Annotated in this window: 17 protein-coding genes; 11 read left to right on the top strand and 6 right to left on the bottom strand. The window is 64.0% G+C overall.

Going from position 1 to position 18,703, the window contains the following annotated elements:
- Positions 1 to 105: 105 nt before the first annotated feature.
- Complete coding sequence (gene rmf, locus PH586_RS21275) at positions 106 to 309, top strand: ribosome modulation factor (RefSeq protein ID WP_271349799.1); 204 nt, start codon at positions 106 to 108, stop codon at positions 307 to 309.
- A 145-nt stretch (positions 310 to 454) separates the two neighbouring features.
- On the opposite strand, the gene argA is transcribed toward rmf, so the two are convergent.
- The 4 genes from argA to PH586_RS21255 all read right to left on the bottom strand — a co-directional run bounded on the left by argA (position 455) and on the right by PH586_RS21255 (position 5,101).
- Positions 455 to 1,753 carry an amino-acid N-acetyltransferase gene (argA, locus tag PH586_RS21270; protein WP_271349798.1) on the bottom strand — a complete coding sequence of 433 codons (1,299 nt, stop codon included), beginning with the start codon at positions 1,751 to 1,753 and terminating at the stop codon, positions 455 to 457.
- Positions 1,754 to 1,899: 146 nt separating this feature from the next.
- Positions 1,900 to 3,051 carry an acetylornithine deacetylase gene (argE, locus tag PH586_RS21265; RefSeq protein ID WP_271349797.1) on the bottom strand — a complete coding sequence of 384 codons (1,152 nt, stop codon included), beginning with the start codon at positions 3,049 to 3,051 and terminating at the stop codon, positions 1,900 to 1,902.
- A 70-nt stretch (positions 3,052 to 3,121) separates the two neighbouring features.
- The gene (locus PH586_RS21260) at positions 3,122 to 4,384 is read right to left on the bottom strand and encodes an inorganic phosphate transporter (RefSeq protein WP_271349796.1); all 1,263 of its coding nucleotides are present in this window, start codon (positions 4,382 to 4,384) and stop codon (positions 3,122 to 3,124) included.
- Between the two features lie 39 nt (positions 4,385 to 4,423).
- Positions 4,424 to 5,101 carry a TIGR00153 family protein gene (locus tag PH586_RS21255; RefSeq protein ID WP_271349795.1) on the bottom strand — a complete coding sequence of 226 codons (678 nt, stop codon included), beginning with the start codon at positions 5,099 to 5,101 and terminating at the stop codon, positions 4,424 to 4,426.
- A gap of 112 nt (positions 5,102 to 5,213) precedes the next feature.
- On the opposite strand from PH586_RS21255, the gene PH586_RS21250 reads away from it, so the two are divergent.
- Positions 5,214 to 6,578 (top strand): CYTH domain-containing protein, encoded by a 1,365-nt coding sequence (locus PH586_RS21250; RefSeq protein ID WP_271349794.1) that lies wholly within the window; start codon positions 5,214 to 5,216, stop codon positions 6,576 to 6,578.
- A gap of 117 nt (positions 6,579 to 6,695) precedes the next feature.
- A complete protein-coding gene (locus PH586_RS21245) occupies positions 6,696 to 8,477 on the top strand; it encodes a GspE/PulE family protein (RefSeq protein ID WP_271349793.1) in 1,782 nt (593 codons plus the stop codon).
- Between the two features lie 185 nt (positions 8,478 to 8,662).
- On the opposite strand, the gene PH586_RS21240 is transcribed toward PH586_RS21245, so the two are convergent.
- Positions 8,663 to 9,361 carry a murein L,D-transpeptidase catalytic domain family protein gene (locus tag PH586_RS21240; protein ID WP_271349792.1) on the bottom strand — a complete coding sequence of 233 codons (699 nt, stop codon included), beginning with the start codon at positions 9,359 to 9,361 and terminating at the stop codon, positions 8,663 to 8,665.
- 241 nt (positions 9,362 to 9,602) lie between these two features.
- On the opposite strand from PH586_RS21240, the gene PH586_RS21235 reads away from it, so the two are divergent.
- The 5 genes from PH586_RS21235 to PH586_RS21215 all read left to right on the top strand — a co-directional run bounded on the left by PH586_RS21235 (position 9,603) and on the right by PH586_RS21215 (position 13,704).
- The gene (locus PH586_RS21235; RefSeq protein ID WP_271349791.1) at positions 9,603 to 11,210 is read left to right on the top strand and encodes a L,D-transpeptidase family protein; all 1,608 of its coding nucleotides are present in this window, start codon (positions 9,603 to 9,605) and stop codon (positions 11,208 to 11,210) included.
- 93 nt (positions 11,211 to 11,303) lie between these two features.
- Positions 11,304 to 12,227 carry an SPFH domain-containing protein gene (locus PH586_RS21230; RefSeq protein WP_271349790.1) on the top strand — a complete coding sequence of 308 codons (924 nt, stop codon included), beginning with the start codon at positions 11,304 to 11,306 and terminating at the stop codon, positions 12,225 to 12,227.
- Positions 12,228 to 12,230: 3 nt separating this feature from the next.
- Positions 12,231 to 12,680 carry an NfeD family protein gene (locus tag PH586_RS21225; RefSeq protein ID WP_271349789.1) on the top strand — a complete coding sequence of 150 codons (450 nt, stop codon included), beginning with the start codon at positions 12,231 to 12,233 and terminating at the stop codon, positions 12,678 to 12,680.
- Complete coding sequence (locus tag PH586_RS21220) at positions 12,677 to 13,288, top strand: GNAT family N-acetyltransferase (RefSeq protein WP_271349788.1); 612 nt, start codon at positions 12,677 to 12,679, stop codon at positions 13,286 to 13,288. Before PH586_RS21225 ends, PH586_RS21220 begins: the two co-directional genes overlap by 4 nt.
- A 110-nt stretch (positions 13,289 to 13,398) precedes the next feature.
- Positions 13,399 to 13,704, top strand: a complete 306-nt coding sequence (locus tag PH586_RS21215) for a DUF2388 domain-containing protein (protein ID WP_271349787.1) — start codon at positions 13,399 to 13,401, stop codon at positions 13,702 to 13,704.
- Between the two features lie 61 nt (positions 13,705 to 13,765).
- On the opposite strand, the gene PH586_RS21210 is transcribed toward PH586_RS21215, so the two are convergent.
- Positions 13,766 to 14,578, bottom strand: a complete 813-nt coding sequence (locus tag PH586_RS21210) for an HDOD domain-containing protein (protein WP_271349834.1) — start codon at positions 14,576 to 14,578, stop codon at positions 13,766 to 13,768.
- A gap of 212 nt (positions 14,579 to 14,790) precedes the next feature.
- Between PH586_RS21210 and PH586_RS21205 the strand changes: the two genes are divergently transcribed.
- From PH586_RS21205 to PH586_RS21195, 3 genes are all read left to right on the top strand, one after another.
- On the top strand, positions 14,791 to 15,987 hold the full coding sequence (locus PH586_RS21205; protein ID WP_271349786.1) for a class I SAM-dependent rRNA methyltransferase: 1,197 nt from the start codon (positions 14,791 to 14,793) through the stop codon (positions 15,985 to 15,987).
- Between the two features lie 465 nt (positions 15,988 to 16,452).
- Positions 16,453 to 17,571, top strand: coding sequence for an ABC transporter ATP-binding protein (locus PH586_RS21200; RefSeq protein WP_271349785.1), 1,119 nt, complete (start codon positions 16,453 to 16,455; stop codon positions 17,569 to 17,571).
- Between the two features lie 30 nt (positions 17,572 to 17,601).
- Positions 17,602 to 18,675: an ABC transporter substrate-binding protein gene (locus PH586_RS21195; RefSeq protein ID WP_271349784.1), complete on the top strand. Its 1,074-nt coding sequence runs from the start codon at positions 17,602 to 17,604 to the stop codon at positions 18,673 to 18,675.
- The last annotated feature ends 28 nt before the right edge of the window (positions 18,676 to 18,703 follow it).

Here is an 18,703-nt window from a genome sequence, read left to right as displayed (position 1 = left end):
CCGGTCACAAAAGCAGCTAATGCTGCCAAAGCTGTGACCGGCGCCCAGCCAGGCAAGCCGGGCGCAGCTAGCATGGGCACAGAGCGATCAACACGAGCCGTGCCCATGGAGTCCGACGTCCAGCCCAAGGATGACCGTCACTGGAGCCTGGAAAGCCTGAACAAGGCCTACCAGCAAGGCTACATGGCGGGCCTCACCGGCCAACCCAAGACCCGTCACGGCCACCGCGCCGAAGTGCTTGCCGCCGCCTGGGAGGCAGGCTGGGACGATGGCCATGAACAACTGCTGCGCCAGCAGAAGAGCGCCTGAACCACCCGGTGACAACCAGGCAACAGCAACGCCCCTGTGCCGATTCGCCCGACTAGCCACCGGCACCGCCCACTGCAGCCAATGGCGCCGTTTGAGCGGCGACACGGCACCCCGGCAGACGGCCTGCGACGCATTCGGCGGCGGGTTACAACGCCTTCTCGAACACCTTGGAGTTGCGCTGGAAGTTGTACAGCGTGGCGCGCGCCGCCGGCAGGCGGTCGACGCTGCTGGGCACGAAGCCGCGCTCGCGGAACCAGTGGGCGGTGCGGGTGGTGAGCACGAACAGGTGCTTGAGGCCCTGGGCGCGGGCGCGGGCCTCGATGCGTTCGAGCAGTTCGTCGCCGCGACCGCCATGGCGATAGTCCGGGTTGACGGCCAGGCAAGCCAGCTCGCCGTAGTCCGAGTCGTCGACCTGGTACAGCGCGGCGCAGGCGATGATCAGGCCGTCGCGCTCGACGATACTGAACTGCTCGATCTCGCGCTCCAGCACCTCGCGCGAACGGCGCACCAGGATGCCCTGCTCTTCCAGCGGGCTGATCAACTCGATCAGGCCGCCAACATCGCCGATATTCGCCTCGCGCAATGACTCGAACTGCTCCTGATCGACCAGGGTGCCGCCACCATCGCGGGTGAACAGCTCGGTCAGCAGCGAACCGTCCTCCACATAGCTGACCAGATGCGCGCGTTTGACCCCGGCGCGGCAGGCCTGAGCCGCGGCATCGAGCAACTCGCCCTGGTAGCTGTTGCCCAGGCGCGCCAGGTAGAGCGGCACCTGCTGCGGGTGCAGTTCGCGCACCAGCTTGCCCTCTTCGTCGAGCAGACCGCGCTCGGCACTGAACAGCAGCAGCTTGTCGGCGCCCAGGTCGATGGCGGCACGGGTGGCCACGTCTTCGCAGGCCAGGTTGAAGATTTCCCCGGTCGGCGAATAGCCCAGCGACGACAGCAGCACGATGCTGCGCTCGTCGAGCAGACGGCCGATACCCTTGCGATCGACCCGGCGGACTTCGCCGGTGTGGTGATAGTCGATGCCGTCGACCACGCCGATCGGCCGCGCGGTGACGAAGTTGCCGCTGGCCACGCGCAGGCGCGCGCCCTGCATCGGCGAGGCGGCCATGTCCATCGACAGGCGCGCCTCAATGGCGATGCGCAACTGGCCGACCGCATCGATCACGCACTCCAGGGTCGCCCCGTCGGTCACGCGCAGATCACGGTGGAAGTGCGGGGTGATGCCGCGGGCGGCCAAGCGCGCCTCGATCTGCGAGCGCGAGCCGTGCACCAGCACCAGGCGCACGCCGAGGCTGTGCAGCAGCACCAGATCGTGGACGATATTGCCGAAATTCGGGTGGGCGACGCCCTCGCCCGGCAGCATCACGACGAAGGTGCAGTCGCGGTGGGCATTGATATAGGGCGAAGCGTGGCGCAGCCAATTAACGTAGTCGTGCATTGCAGAGAGAACCTGTGAGTCGTGAACGGAACGCATGAATAAAGCGCGGCAACGCGCCAGACGAAGCAGCCATCGTTATCCGCTTTATCGTCGCAGTTGGGGTATCACGCGCTCTCTCCTCCGGTTGGCAAGGGCCACATGCAGGCTCATGGGGCCGGACTCAGGCAGTAGTGTTGAATCAGTTCACGTAACAGACGCACGGTCGGTTCGAGACGTGACATTTCCAGGTACTCACCCGGCTGATGGGCACAGTCGATATCGCCCGGGCCGAGCACCAGGGTCTCGCAGCCAAGCTGCTGAAGATAAGGCGCTTCGGTGGCAAACGCCACCGAAGCCGCGCTGTGCCCGGTCAGGCGCTCGGCCAGGCGCACCAGTTCGCAATCGGCAAGCTGCTCGAAGGGCGGCACGCTGGGAAACAGCGGGGCAAAGTCGATCTTGACCTGATGCCGCTCGGCCAGTGGCTGCAGCTTCTGCCGGATCGTCGCACGCAGCTGTTCCGGCTGCATGCCCGGCAGTGGGCGCAGGTCGAACTCCAGCGAGCACTGGCCACAGATGCGGTTGGGATTATCGCCACCGTGGATGCAGCCGAGGTTCAGGGTTGGCTGCGGTACGCTGAATTGCGGGTTGTTGAATTCGCGCTGCCATTGGCCGCGCAGGCCGCGCAGTTCGCTCATCACGTCCTGCATCGCCTCCAGCGCGCTGTGGCCGAGGCTCGGATCGGAGGAATGACCGCTCTGTCCGAGGATGTCGATGCGCTCCATCATGATGCCCTTGTGCAGGCGGATCGGCTTCAGTCCGGTCGGCTCGCCGATCACTGCGGCGCGCCCCAGCGGCCGCCCCGCCTCGGCCAGGGCACGGGCGCCGGACATCGAGCTTTCCTCGTCGCAGGTGGCGAGAATCAGCAGCGGCTGCTGGAAGCGCTGCGCCAGCAAGGGCTGCAGCGCCTCGATGACCAGCGCGAAGAAGCCCTTCATGTCGCAACTGCCCAGGCCGACCCAGCGGCCATCGACCTCGGTCAGCTTGAGCGGATCGCTCTGCCACAAGGCTGCATCGAAGGGCACGGTGTCGCTGTGCCCGGCCAGCACCAGGCCGCCAGGACCGCTGCCGTAACTGGCGAGCAGGTTGAATTTACCGGGAGAGACTTGCTGCACCTCGCAGGCGAAACCGAGGTCGCCGAGCCAGCTCGAGAGCAACTCGATCACCGGCCGATTGGTCTGATCCCAATGCGCCTGGGTGCAGCTCACCGAAGGCGCGGCGATCAGCGCGGCGAATTGCTCTTTGAAGGAAGGCAGGGGCATGGGCGGTCTCCGCGGGCGTTGCCACCATCATAGGGGCAACGCCGCTGCGGAGGAAACCGTCGAGGCTATCTCAGAGGAAGATGCCGCGCAGAACATAGAAGAACACGATGGCCAGGGCCGCACCGACCGGCAGGGTGATCAGCCAGGACATGAAGATCTTGCCGATCACGCCCAGGTTCAGCGCACCAATACCCCGGGCCAGACCGACGCCCAGCACCGCACCGACCAGGGTGTGGGTGGTGGACACCGGCAAGCCGATGGCCGAGGCGCCGACCACGGTGGTGGCCGTCGCCAGTTCGGCGGCAAAGCCGCGGCTCGGGGTCAGTTCGGTGATCTGCTTGCCGATGGTGGCGATCACCTTGTAGCCATAGGTGGCCAGGCCGATGACGATACCGATGGCACCGAGCAGCAGGACCCAGGCCGGCAACGCCGCCTTGGCACCTACGGCTTCACCGCCGGACTGGATCACGCCGACGATGGCCGCCAGCGGGCCGACGGCGTTGGCCACATCGTTGGAGCCATGGGCAAAGGCCATGGAGCAGGCGGTGAAGATCATCAGCACGGCGAAGACTTTCTCCACGCTGGCGTAGTGGAAGCCCTTGTCCGCTTCGACGTCGATCTTGATCCGGCTGAGCAGGACGATACCCAGCAGCATCACCAGCGCGCCGACTCCCAGGGCGATAACCAGCCCCTCGGCACCGGAGAGGTGCAGGCCGATGTGCTTGAGGCCCTTGGTCACGGTAACCAGGCTGACCATAAAGCCGGTCAGGAACATATATAGCGGGACGAAACGCTTGGCGTTGAGGAAGGGTTCATCGGTATCGATGATCAGCTTCTGCACGCTGACGAACAGGCCGAAGGCGACGGTGCCTGAGAGCACCGGTGAGATCACCCAGCTGGCCACGATGGGGCCCACACCGGCCCAGTTCACGGCATCCACGGACACGCCGACTGCGGCGAAGCCGATCACCGCACCGACGATCGAGTGGGTGGTGGAAACCGGCCAGCCACGCGTCGACGCAATCAGCAGCCAGGTTCCCGCCGCCAGCAGCGCCGACATCATGCCCAGCACCATCAAGTCCGGGGTAATCAAGTTGGCATCGACGATGCCGCTCTTGATCGTTTCGGTCACCTGGCCGCCGGCCAGATAGGCGCCTGCGAACTCGAAGACCATGGCGACCAGGATCGCCTGCTTGATCGTCAGCGCCTGGGAGCCAACCGAGGTGCCCATGGCGTTGGCCACGTCGTTGGCACCCACGCCCCAGGCCATGAAGAAGCCGAAGAGGCAGGCAAGTAGCAGCAATACGAGGCCGTAGTCCGCAATCAAAGACATAAATAATTAATCCGTAGATTCCAGAAAGGACACTGGCGCTTAGCGCGCCAGCAGTTGTTCCAGTCGGTTACCGACACGCTCGGCACGGTCGGCGACATCGCCGATCCACTCGAGGATCTGGTAGAGGAACATGACGTCGACCGGGGGAAGATCCTTTTCCAGTTTGAACAGGGCACGGCGGACTTCGATTTGCATGCGATCGGTGTCCTGCTCGATCAATTCAAGCTCCTCGACCATGGATCCGACCAGGGCGGCTTCGCGCCCACCAAAACCGGTCTCCAGCAGCTCATCCAGCTCGTTCATGGCTTTCAGCGCCTGGGCACTGGCATCCACGGTGCGCTGCACAAAGGCGCGCATCAGTGGCTGCATAGCCGGCGGGATGGTCATCTCACGGCCCAGCATCAGGCCGGCGATGTCCTTGGCGCGGTTGGCAACTTTGTCCTGTACACTCAGCAGCTCAAGCAGATCCGAACGCGGTACCGGCAGAAACAGGCTCTTGGGCAGGTGCAGCCGTACGCTTTTCTTGAGCTTGTCGGCTTCGTCCTCCAACCGCGCCATGTCCTGTTGCACCTGCCCTACCTTGGCCCAGTCTTCAGCCATCACGGCGTCGAAAAAAGGCACCAGGTGTGCGGCGCACTCATGGGCTTTGGCGAAGTGCTTCTGCATCGGCCCAATGGGCGAGCGACCGAACAGGCTGGCGAATGGATTGAGTGGCATAGGGTGAACCCCGGCTTTAATGAAGGCGGCAAGTATACGGATCGCTCGAATAGCTCGCCAGCACGCATCATCAGACTGTCACACTTTCACAGTAGGCGCTTAGCTCACCATCATGGTCAAAGAAACCGAAATCAAATTGCGGGTCAGCCGCGACACCCTGGCAGCCCTGCGCGAGCACCCGCTGCTGAAGAAGCGCAACAAGAGCGGCTGGGAACAGCGCGAGCTATTCAATCAGTATTTCGACACGCCCGACCGTGACCTGGCCCAGGCCAAGGTCGCCTTGCGCATTCGTCGCGATGGCGATGCCTTTATCCAGACCCTGAAAAGTCGTGGCCAGAGTATCGCGGGCCTGTCCGAACGTAATGAGTTCGACTGGCATCTGGATCAGGCCGAGCTGGACCTGAGCAAGCTCGACGACAGCTGCTGGCCGGCGGCCCTGGCCGATCTGGACAAGAGCCTGCTGCAACCGATCTTCAGCACCGATTTCGTCCGCCAGCGTGCCGACATCGCCTGGGGTCGCGGCAAGGCCAAGGTGCAAATCGAGGCCGCACTGGATCTCGGCAAGGTGATCGCCGGCGAAGGCGAAGAGGAAATCTGCGAGCTGGAGCTGGAGCTGCGCCAGGGCGAGCCCGAAGCCTTGCTGGAGCTGGCCGCCGAACTCGCCGCCGACCTGCCGCTGATGCCTTGCGACATCAGCAAGGCCGAGCGCGGCTACCGCCTGTTCGATGCCAACAGTTACAGCCTCAGCCTGCCAGCTCCCCAGCTGAGCGGCGAAATGAGCCTGGATGACAGCTTTGCCGCGATTGCCTGGCACCTGCTCGGCAGCAGCCAGCGGCTGGCCGAGCAATACCGCTTCAATGGCCACTGGCGCCTGCTGGTCGACTGGCTGGAACAACTGGTCGACCTGCGCGCACTGATCGGCAGCCTCGGCCAGGCGGCACCGCGCAGCAGCAGCAGCGAACTGCGCCAGACCCTCGACGCCCTGCTCCACGACTGGCGCCCACGGGTCCAGGCCGGCCAACACGACGATGCCGCACGCCAGGCCGCGCCCGCGCAGTTCGCCGCCGAACTGCAGGGCACGCGCTGGGGCCAGTTCTCCCTGATCAGCTCGCGCTGGCTGCTGACCAAAGGCTGGACGACCAGCCGCAACAACCGCGGCAATCGCCAGGGCGCCGCACCGCTGGGCAACTGGCTGCCGACCTTGCTGGCCGAGGAAGGTCATGACCTGCAGCTGAACCGCTACCAGAAACAGCCGGAAGACCTGGCCGAACAACTGCCGCGCATCGAGCGTCTGCTGGCCTGGCTGCACATGGCCCGCGGAGTGCTGGAAGTGCCGGAAGTCGACCGCCTGTATGGCGAACTGAGCAAGCTGAGCGAACAGGCCCACCGCGCCATCGACCCCGAGTCACTGGCCGCGCGGCAAGCCCAGGCCCATATTGTGGCCTCGCTGAAAGCCTGGAGAATGTTGGTGAAGTAAGCAGCAAGCAGCAAGCAGCAAGCAGCAAGCCAGTGTGACGTTTATGCATTGGTGCGCAACAGTGTTCAACTTGCTGCTTTAAGCTTGCCGCTTACCGCTACTACCGCAGGGAGTCCCATGTCCGCCACCATCTCGCCCACCGACCGTACCCTCGACCTCGGCGATCTGCTGCGCGAACTGGTCACCCAGGGGCGGGTCGACCAGGACAGCGCCGAACAGTGCCTGGCGATCCGTCGCAGCGCGGTGAACAACCAGCAGCACCCCTTGGAGTTTCTCGCCGCGCAGCAGGTCGACGACCTGCATCATCCGGGCAAGAAACTCGACCTGGAAAATCTCACCGTCTGGCTGGCGGAGCTCGTCGGCCAACCCTACCTGCGCATCGACCCGCTGAAGATCGATGTCGCCGCCATTACCCCGCTGATGTCCTACGCCTTCGCCCAGCGGCACAAGATCCTCGCCGTGGCGGTCGCGCCCGATGCGGTGACCATCGCCAGTGCGCAACCGCTGATGCACAGCTGGGAAGCCAACCTGATCCACGTGCTCAAACGTCCGATCAAGCGGGTGGTGGCCAACCCGGCGGACATCCAGCGCTTGACCGTGGAATTCTATCGCCTGGCCAAGTCGGTCAGCGGCGCCAGTGTCGGCGACAGCAAGGTCAGCGGGGTCGGCAACTTCGAGCAACTGCTCAACCTCGGCGCCCAGGACCAGGAACCGGACGCCAACGACGCGCATATCGTCAACATCGTCGACTGGCTGTTCCAGTACGCCTTCCAGCAGCGCGCCAGCGATATCCACATCGAACCGCGCCGCGAGCAGGGCAGCGTGCGCTTTCGCATCGATGGCGTGCTGCACACCGTCTACCAGTTCCCGCCGCAGGTGACCATGGCGGTGGTCAGCCGCCTGAAGAGCCTGGGCCGGATGAACGTGGCGGAAAAACGCAAACCCCAGGACGGCCGGGTCAAGACCAAGACCCCGGACGGCGGCGAAGTCGAGCTGCGCCTGTCGACCCTGCCCACCGCCTTCGGCGAAAAACTGGTGATGCGCATCTTCGACCCGGAAGTGCTGCTGAAAAGCTTCGACCAGCTGGGTTTCTCGCCGGACGACATGAAGCGCTGGGCCGACATGACCCGCCAGCCCAACGGCATCATTCTGGTCACCGGGCCGACCGGCTCGGGCAAGACCACCACCCTTTACACCACGCTCAAGCAGCTGGCGACGGCGGAGGTCAACGTCTGCACCATCGAAGACCCGATCGAGATGATCGAGGGCGCCTTCAACCAGATGCAGGTGCAGCACAATATCGACCTGACGTTCGCCAGCGGCGTGCGCGCGCTGATGCGCCAGGACCCGGACATCATCATGATCGGCGAGATCCGCGACCTGGAAACCGCCGAGATGGCGATCCAGGCGGCGCTCACTGGCCACCTGGTGCTCTCCACCCTGCACACCAACGACGCGCCCAGCGCCATTACCCGCCTGCTCGAACTGGGCGTGCCGCATTACCTGCTCAAGGCCACCCTGCTGGGGGTCATGGCCCAGCGCCTGGTGCGCACCCTGTGCCCGCACTGCAAGACCGCGCATGAACTCAGCGAAGACGACTGGCAGAGCCTGACCAAACCCTGGAACGCGCCCTTGCCGAGCGGTGCGCACAAGGCCGTGGGTTGCCTGGAGTGCCGCGATACCGGCTACCGTGGACGCGCCGGGGTCTACGAGATCATGCAGCTGGGCGATGCGATCAAGCCGCTGATCAACGCCGACACCGACCTCACCGCCCTGCGCCGCCATGCGTTCAAGGAGGGCATGCGCAGCCTCAGGCTGTCCGGCGCGCAAAAGGTTGCCGCGGGCCTGACCACCATCGAGGAAGTGCTGCGGGTGACGCCGCAGAGCGAGCAGCGCTGAGAGGCGCGGAACAACGCGCAGCGACTGCAGCGCGGTGGAAACCCTTGCCCACCGCAAACCACTGACGGACAGGCTCAATCGCCAGGCCGGCCTCATACAGAACAATGGCCTATGGCAGGCCAAGCAGAACCGCCACTAGCGCCTCTGCGGGCCACAAGCCATGTGCTGCTGAGCCCTGCGCACAGTCAATGCAGGCTGGCGAGCTGGGCCGACTTGCAATTGAGGTAGGCCGAGCCCTGCAGCCAGTCTTGATCCGGGTACCAGGCGAAGATGAACTGGCCACCCTTGAGCTGATCGACCACCATCCGCGCCACCTCCGGACGTACCGCCGGGCAGCCGAGACTGCGACCGATCCGCCCCTGGCTGCGCGCCAGGCGCGGGTCGACATAGCTGGCGGCGTGGATGACGATGGCGCGCTCGCGGGCACGGTCATTCACCCCGGGTTCGAGGCCGTCCATGCGCAACGAGTAGCCATGCTTGCCACTGTAGCTCTCTGCCGCGCGGAACAAGCCCAGGCTGGACTGATGGCTGTCCAGCGTATTGGAGAAGTTCGTAGCCAGGTTCTCGCCAGACATGCGTCCGTGGGCCACCAGGTCATTCAACAGTAGGCGTGGCCGCTGCAAATCGAAGATCCACAACCGCCGCGCCGTGGAAGGTTGAGCGTAGTCGATCACCGCCAGGCGCTGCGCCGGCGCGGCACCATGGCTGAGCGCACACTGCATGGCTGCCAGCGCATGCTCAAGCACCTGACGATCGAGCGCGGGCGCGGCGCGCGTCAGGCTGTCGAGCAGGGGGCGTGGCGCAGAGTGCGCCGCCAGCAAGGGCGATGCCAACAGGCAAAGGCCCATCAGCTTGAGGCCGTGCCGGCGGAGTAATTTGATCATGGGCAGCAAGCTCCTGTGTACACTGCGGGCAATACCGACGAATGCTGCGGGCGTCTGATTTTCCAGGCGCTGCGGCGTGATACAAACCGACTGCTACAACCCAATCGACCGCACAGCGGGTCGTTGAAAAATGTAGCGTGCGACAGCAAGACAAGGCTGTTCGACTCGCCTCAGCAACGCTGAAACGCCTGGCGCAATATTTTTTCAACGGATTGGTAGAGCAAGAACGGAACGGGCGATCATGAACTTCAGCGCGCGATTGTACAAAAAAACCGCACATTACCTGACCGCCGGCTATCTGCTGGCGATCGCGATCCAGGCTTTCGGCAGCGATGACAACGCCAGCCAGGCAATCCGCCAGAGCTTCGCGGCGTCCCCCAGTGCCTGTGCCGCGACGCTCGCGGCCGCCGGGACAGCGGGTTCCAGTTTGCTGCACGAATTCTATGCACAAGAGGCATTCCTCCCACTCTGGCAAGAGCCTAGCCGACGTGCGGCGCTGCTGCATGAACTGGAACAACTGGCCGATGACGGCCTCAACCCGAACGAGTACCGGCTCGACAGCCTGCGCACCCCGCTGCCGAAGGGTATTCAACAACGCGCCTGCGCCGACCTGCTGATCAGCCACAGCTACCTGCTCGCCCTGCAACACCTGTCACGCGGGCGCGTGGCGCAGGAATCGCTAGAACCTTTCTGGCGCGCGCCAGGCAGCGACAGCCCGACACCACGCCACAGCGTGCTCAGCCTGGCCGTGCAGGGCCTCGACAACCTGCCGGCAGCCTTTGCCACGGCGCGCCCGACCCTGTTCCAGTACCAGCAACTGCGCCGCGCCTACGCCGAGCGGCGACGCCTGCCACTCAGCGAGTGGCCGGCGATTCCCGGTGGTCGCCTGCTGCGCCCGGACATGCGCGATGCGCGGGTCCCTCTGCTGATCGAGCGCCTGGCCGCCGAAGGCTATATAGATGAACGACCAGCGGTCGCCAGCGATCGCTATGACGCGGCCCTGGTGGCCGCCATGCAGCGCTTCCAGACGCGCCACGGCCTGCAGGCCGACGGCTTGATCGGACCGGACAGCCTGACCGCCCTGAATACCAGCGCGGCCGCCCGCCTCGCGCAACTGCGGGTCAACCTCGAGCGCTGGCGCTGGCTGGCCGGCGATATCGAGGCGCAAACCTTGCTGGTGAATATTGCCGGCGGCCAACTCGGCTATTACCGCGACCATCAACTGCTGTGGCAGGGCCGCGCCCAGGTCGGTCGGCCGGAGCGCCAGACCCCGCAGCTAAAATCGCTGGTCAGCCGCCTGACCCTCAACCCAACCTGGACCGTGCCGCCGACCATCATGCGCGAGGACAAACTGCCGGAGATCCGCCGTGACCTTGGCTACCTGGCAAGTCACCAGTTGCGCGTACTCGACCGCGATGGCAACCCGCTCGACCCGACCAAGGTTGACTGGCAGCACCCCGGGGGGATCATCCTGCGCCAGGATGCCGGCCCGAAAAATCCCCTGGGGCAACTGGTCATCCGCTTCGCCAACCCGTTCTCCGTGTACCTGCACGACACCCCCAGCCAGCACCTGTTCAGCAAATCGCCGCGCGCCTTCAGTTCGGGTTGCGTGCGCATCGAAGGTATCGTGGAGCTGCTCGACACCCTGTTGCCAGCCGATGACTGCGCCGAGATCGCACGCCTGCTGGCCAGCGGTGAAACCAGGGAGTTCCCACTGCGCGAGCGCCTGCCGATCGTCCTCGCCTACTGGACCGCCGAGGTCGATGCCGACGGCGAACTGATCTTGCGCAACGACCTCTATGCCCGCGATCAAAACGTGCTCGCCGCCCTGCAGCGCCACACATACTGATGCATAAGCCTGCCCGGCCTCGGGGCAAAAACCCAGCCAATAGGCTTACAATCAGCCGCTACCTTTCAAGCTCCGCACAAGGAAATACGCCTCATGGAAATCGGCAGTGTGATCTTTCTCTTCGTCGGCCTGGCCGTCGCCGTGGTCTTTATGGGTTTCAAAGTGGTGCCCCAGGGTTCCCAGTGGACGGTCGAGCGTTTCGGCCGCTACACCAACACCCTCAATCCGGGGCTGAACATCATCGTGCCGGTGATGGACCGCATCGGTCACAAGCTCAGCGTCATGGAAACCGTGCTGGATATTCCGCCGCAGGAAGTGATCACCTCCGACAACGCCACGGTGCAGATCGATGCGGTGTGCTTCTTCCAGGTGATCAACGCCGCCCAGGCCGCCTACGAGGTGAACAACCTCACCCATGCGATCCGCAACCTGCTGCAGACCAATATCCGCACCGTGCTCGGCTCCATGGAACTCGATGCCATGCTCAGCCAGCGCGATGCGATCAACGAGAAACTGTTGCGTACCGTGGATGAGGCGACCGCGCCTTGGGGCATCAAGATCACCCGCATCGAGATCAAGGACATCAGCCCGCCGGCCGACCTGATGGCCGCCATGTCCGGGCAGATGAAGGCCGAACGGATCAAGCGCGCGCAGATTCTCGAGGCCGAAGGCCTGCGCGCCGCCGCCATTCTTACCGCCGAAGGCAAGAAGCAGGCGCAGATCCTCGAGGCCGAGGGTGAACGCCAGGCGGCCTTCCTCGAAGCCGAGGCCCGCGAACGCGCAGCCGGCGCCGAAGCCGAAGCCACCCGGGTGGTCTCGGTCGCCATCGCTGACGGTAACGTGCAGGCGATCAACTACTTCGTCGCGCAGAAATACATCGATGCCCTCGGCCAGTTGGCCAGCGCCAACAACAGCAAGGTGATCCTCATGCCGCTGGAAGCCAGCCAGGTGATCGGCGCGGTCAGCGGTATCGGTGAAATCGTCAAAGCCACCTTCGGTGACAACAAACAGGGTTAAGCGATGTGGGACTACTTGCAGCACCTGTCGTATTGGAACTGGCTGGCCATCGGCACCCTGCTGCTGATCCTCGAGGTGTTCGGCGCGGGCGGTTACCTGCTGTGGATCGGCATCGCCGCCGCCAGCGTTGGCGTGCTGACCTACCTGTTCCCGGCGCTGCCCTGGGCCCTGCAGTTCATCCTGTTCGGTGCCTTCTCGGTGCTGACCGCGGTGTACTGGTGGCGCCGCCAACGCACCGCCGCCAAACCCTCCGATCAACCGGGGCTGAACCGCCGCGGCAGTGAACTGGTGGGCCGCCAGTTCGTCCTGCATGAAGCCATCAACGCTGGCCACGGCAAGATCAAGGCCGGCGACACCCTGTGGCTGGTCAGCGGCCCGGATCTGCCGGCCGGCAGCAAGGTCAAGGTGATCGGCCAGGACGGCGTGCTGCTGAAAGTCGAAGCCAGCGGGTGAATCCACTGCTCCTCGCGCCGCTCACGACGGCGCAGGATGACGCAGCCCTCGACCTGCTCGACCGGGCCTTTGCCGGCGATCCCAGCCTGAGCTGGTATCTGTTCGCCGAACGTACAGGGTTTGCCCAACGCCGCCGCGCCTACCTGGCGGCGTATCAACGCTTTCACCGCGCCAACGGCCTGCCAACCCTCGGCGCCTGGCAGGCCGAGCAGCTGGTCGGCGCCACGTATTTCAGCCTGACCAACCCACAGCCCAGCGCCAGCAGCGTGCAGGCCATCGGCCAGTCGATCCGCCAGCAGTGCGGCACCGACTGCCTGGCCCGGCTCGACCAGCTACTGGAGGCCTTCGACCAGCAGCTGCGCCACCACGACAGCGCGCGCATCGAGTTCATCGCCGTGGCGCCCGACCAGCAAGGTCGCGGCATCGGCAGCTTGCTGCTGTCCCAGACCCTGGAGCATCTCCGCCAGCACGGTTGCCTGCGGGTCGCCCTGGAAACCGCCGAGCCACGCAATCTGGCGCTGTACCTGCGCCACGGCTTTAGCCAGACCGGCCACCTGACGCTGGCGGGGTTGCAGCAGTACTACCTGCAAACAGGTGCCAGCGACTAGCGGCGTCGGTTTCAACCAGGTTCCTGAGCGCGGCTTTACCGGCAGGCCTCTGGAACCCCTGGCGGCAAGCAGGACTCTTATAAAAAGAGTCCTCTACCGGAGTCACCCCTATGAGCCGCTTTGGTCCGTTACTCTTTGCCGCACTCTTCGTCTTCACTGCGCCGACATTCGCGGACAGCACGGTGCGCGACATCCTCTCGTCCGGCGCGACCACCGCCTCGACCTACCTGACCTTCAAGGACAAGAAGCTGATCGTGCCTGCGCGTGACGATGCCAGCAGCTATGTCGCCAGCGGCGGGGAAATTCGCGGCCCTTACCTGGAGGCGGCGCTCAAGCAATTACGTGCCGAGCATCCCGACCTGCAGGCCAGCGACATGCAATTGGCCAGCGCCATCCTCGCCGCCGAGCAGCAGTAGCAGGCCCGCAAACATGCCGCGGCCGCGGGGCAATTCCTGACCCCTTGTCGGCCGCGGTGAATCAGGCCTCGCCCAGCTCGCGGATACTCTCGCGCAGGTACTCGAAGTCGGACTCGGACAGGCCGACATACTCCAGCACCAGCTGCTCGATGCTCTGCCACTCATGGTCCTCGGCCTGGCCGCCCAGCACCCGGTGGCTTTCACAGATGTGCTCGGCCATCTTCAGAATCGCCAATAGAGTCTTCAGCTGGGCATCGCGACCGGAGTCGTCGCTGAAGATCGCCAGGGCATCGTGATGACTGGCGATGGCCTCGCACAGGTGCAGCGGCAGGTTCCACGACTTGGCAGTGAAATAGCCGACCACCGCATGATTGGTGTTGAGCAGGCGATTTTCGGTGTCGACCACCCGCAACTCGCTGCCGGCGCTGTAATAGGCCTCCTCCAGCACCGTCATGAAACCGGGGAAGCGCTTGACCATCAGTGGAATGCCGCAGTTATGGAACAGCCCGAGCGTGTAGGCCTCATCCGGCGACTGGTAACCAATCCGCTTGGCCAGGGTCAGGCAGGTCATGGCCACGTCCTGGGCGGTATCCCAGAAGCGGTTGAGGGTGACGATCGCCTCGTCGCTGAGTTCGCCCTTGATCGACTGGGCATTGATCAGGTTGATCACCGTGTCGCAACCGAGCAGGTTGACCGCCTGCTGGATCGAGGCGATGCGGTTGGTCAGGCCGAAGAACGGCGAGTTGACGATCTTCAACAACGCCCCGGACAACCCGGGGTCCTGGCTGATCAGCCTGGCAATGGCCTTCAGGTCGGGATTGGGCATGACCTGCTCCATCTGCAGGTCGACCATGATCTGTGGCTGCGGCGGCACGCTGATGCCTTGCAGGGCTTTGTGGATCTGTTCGGCTGAGAGGACGTGGGCCATGGCGAGTCGACAATAATGGCAGAAGGCCAGAGTGTAGCCGGATTGCCCCCTGCCCGAGCAAGCCGCAAATATTCTGCGATGCGATGGAAAGCCCGTCCGACCTGCGCCTGCGCTTGGCGAACCAGCTATAATCGCGCTCTTTTTCCGGAGAACACCCCATGTCCCTGCCCAGCTTGCGGCTCAAAGCCAACGCCGATCGACGCCTGCGGGCCGGCCATCTGTGGGTGTACAGCAACGAAATCGATGTCGCCGCCACGCCGTTGCACGGCTTTGCCGCGGGCGACCAGGCGATTCTCGAAGCCGCCGGCGGCAAGGCGCTGGGGGTGGTCGCGCTGAGCCCGAACAACCTGATCTGCGCCCGCCTGCTGTCGCGCGACGTCAAGCATGTACTGGACAAGTCCCTGCTGGTGCACCGCATCAACGTCGCCCTGTCCCTGCGCGAGCGCCTGTTCGACCAGCCCTGCTATCGCCTGGTATTCGGCGACTCCGACCTGCTGCCGGGCCTGGTGGTGGATCGCTTCTTCGATATCCTGGTGGTGCAACTGGCCTCCGCCACCATGGAACGGCACAAGGATGAGGTGCTCGCCGCCCTGATCCAGGTGATCAAGCCGAGCGGCATCCTGCTCAAGAACGACTCCGCCGCCCGTGACGCCGAAGGTCTCGAGCGTTATGTCGACACCGTTTTCGGTGTGGTGCCGGAATGGGTGGCGCTGGAAGAGAACGGGGTGAAGTTCGAAGCACCGGTGATCGAGGGGCAGAAGACCGGCTGGTTCTTCGACCACCGCATGAACCGTGCGCGCCTGGCACCCTACGTCAAAGGCAAGCGGGTGCTCGACCTGTTCAGCTATATCGGCGGCTGGGGCGTGCAAGCGGCGGCCTTCGGCGCCTCTGAAGTGATGTGCGTGGACGCCTCGGCCTTCGCCCTCGATGGCGTCGAGCGCAACGCCGCCCTCAATGGCCTGTCCGAACAAGTTGCCTGCATCGAGGGCGACGTGTTCGCCGCCCTCAAGGAACTGAAAAACGCCGAAGAGCGCTTCGACGTGGTGATCGCCGATCCACCTGCCTTCATCAAGCGCAAGAAGGACCTGAAGAACGGCGAGGCCGCCTACCGTCGCCTCAACGAAGCGGCCATGCGCCTGCTCAACAAGGACGGCATCCTGGTCAGCGCCTCCTGCTCCATGCACCTGCCGGAAGACGACCTGCAGAACATCCTGCTGACCAGCGCCCGCCACCTGGATCGCAACATCCAGCTGCTCGAACGCGGCGCCCAGGGCCCCGATCATCCGGTGCACCCGGCCATCGCCGAGACCCGCTACATCAAGTCGCTGACCTGCCGCCTGCTGCCCAACAGCTAGAGTCGCGACAGGGTGCAAATGTCGCAACCATGTAGGAGCACACCATGCGTGCGAATCGCCGGCATGGCCGGCTCCTACAAGCCGATGGCTAATGGCGCATGGGACTCCACGACAAATGAGCGGTGATGCGAACCAGGAGTCTGTTGACGTTTCGCGGCGCCCGCACCGCAACCTCGACAGCCCCCGTGCACCGCGCACCAGCCCGGTGCGTTTCGGCTGGTAGCCCCCCTTCCCCACCTGTTGTTACCACTTCTCCCACCCCCACTAGCGCAAAACCCAAGCTGAACTAGGCTAAGGAACAGCCACAGCGAAGCCGTGCACGGTTATTGCTGGCTGGCGCGCTTATTGCTTTTTGTTATTTACATAACAGCTGCCCGCCCTCACGCAGGACGGGACAGCTGGCTGAAGCGCTCAGGTGAATGCCACACGCGAGACACCTGTTTTGATGGGGAGCTGGGGAGGATTATGGCTGAGCAAGCTGGGGACAAACCGTTTCTACAATTCACCAATGTGAAGAAGACTTACGACCACAAGACCCTGGTGGTCAAGGATTTCAACCTGGATGTGGCAAAGGGCGAATTCATCACCCTGCTCGGCCCCTCCGGCTCCGGCAAGACCACCTGCCTGATGATGCTCGCCGGCTTCGAGGACGTGACCAGCGGCGAGATCCTGATCAACGGCCGCTCGGTCACCAGCATCGCACCCTACGCCCGCAACATCGGCATGGTGTTCCAGCAGTACGCCCTGTTTCCGCACATGACCCTGCGCGAGAACCTCGCCTACCCGCTGAAAATCCGCAAAAGGCCCAAAGACGAAATCAATGCCAAGGTCGACGAGTACCTGTCGCTGGTCGAACTGCTGGATTTCGGCAATCGCTTTCCCGGGCAACTGTCCGGCGGCCAGCGCCAGCGCGTGGCCCTGGCTCGCGCCCTGATCTTCGCCCCGGATATCGTCCTGATGGACGAGCCGCTCGGCGCCCTCGACAAGAAGCTGCGCGAACAGATGCAGTTCGAGATCAAGCGCCTGCATGAGCAACTCGGTTTCACGGTGATCTACGTCACCCATGATCAGACCGAAGCGCTGACCATGTCCGACCGCATCGCCGTGTTCAACAACGGCATCGTCCAGCAATGTGCCGCGCCCCATGTGCTGTACGAGCGTCCGGCCAACCTGTTCGTGGCCGACTTCATCGGCGAAAGCAACAAGCTCAAGGGCACCATCGCGGCGGTCGGCGACGACACTGTCGACGTGCGCCTGGAAGATGGCGGCCTGATCAGCAGCCTGAAGGCCAACTGTTGCGAAGTCGGCCTGCCGACCACCGTCTCGATTCGCCCGGAAAAACTCTCCTTCACCGACCGCCTCGGCACTGCCGGCAACCAGATCAAGGCACGCTTCGTAACCCGCCACTATGTCGGCGAATACATTCGCTACCACTTCGAGACCAGCGATGGCACCGAACTGGTGGTGAAGAACCTGAACGACAGCTCGGCCCCGCAGTTCAGCCACAAGGATGAGGTCGCTCTGGCCTGGTTGCCCCAGGACAGCCAGGCGCTCGACCGACCCGCCACGTCGACTACGCAATAACCCCACAACTAAAAGCAATGGAGCACAGCAATGGCTAGATCACTGACCACCCGCTTTTCCACATTCGCTTTGGCTGCAGCGTTAGGCACGGCCACCTTCGCCGCCAGCGCCGAAGAAAGTCTGACCGTAGTCTCATGGGGCGGCGCCTATGGCGCGGCACAGAAAACCCACATGATCGACCCGTTCCAGAAGGACACCGGGGTCAAGGTGCTGTTCGAGGATTATTCAGGCGGCGTGGCCGAGATGAAAGCCCAGGTCGAGTCCGGCAATATCCAGTGGGACGTGGTCGACCTCGAAGTAATCGACCTCGAACGCGCCTGCTCCGAAGGCCTGCTTGAGGTCATTCCGCATGACATCCTGCCGGCTGGTGTCGATGGCACTCCCGCAGAGCAGGACTTCATCCCTGAAGCCCTGTCCAACGAATGCGCAGTCGGCAATATCGTCTGGTCGGTCGTGTTCGCCTACAACAAGGACACCATCGGCGGCACCGAGGCCACGTCGGTCAATGACTTCTTCGACACCAAAAAAATCCCCGGCAAACGCGCCATGCGCAAACGCCCGCAAGTCAACATGGAGTGGGCGCTATTGGCCGACGGCGTAGCGCCAGCCGAGGTCTACGAGGTGCTGGCGACCCCCGAAGGCCAGCAACGCGCCTTCGACAAGCTGGCCACGATCAAGGACGACGTGGTCTGGTTCGACTCCTGGTCGCAGGCCCCCCAGCTACTCAACGATGGCGGGGCGGTGCTGGTGCAATCGGCCAATGGTCGCTTCTATGACGCCATCCGCCAGGAAGGCAAGCCCTTCGTCATCGTCTGGGACGGCCACGTCTATGACCTCGATGCCTGGGCCGTACTGAAAGGTTCGCCGAAGAAAGACCTGGCCCTCAAGTTCATCGCCTACGCCACTCAATCCAAGCCACTGGCCGGCATGTCGGATGTCGCCTACGGCCCGACCCGCAAGTCGTCCACCCCGATGATGGACCCGGCTGCTGCACCGCACCTGCCGACCGCACACCTGGATCAAGGCATCCAGGCCGGCTCGGAGTTCTGGGCGGATTACGGTGAGTCGCTCGGCGAGAAATTCAACGAGTGGCTGTTGAAGTAATACCTGCGTGTGCCCTTCTCCCACAGAG

It is taken from the genome of Pseudomonas aestuarii, assembly GCF_027988105.1.
Classification (GTDB): domain Bacteria; phylum Pseudomonadota; class Gammaproteobacteria; order Pseudomonadales; family Pseudomonadaceae; genus Aquipseudomonas; species Aquipseudomonas aestuarii.
Note: the sequence above shows the minus strand (reverse complement) of the source record. Positions and strands in the feature narration are given on the sequence as shown.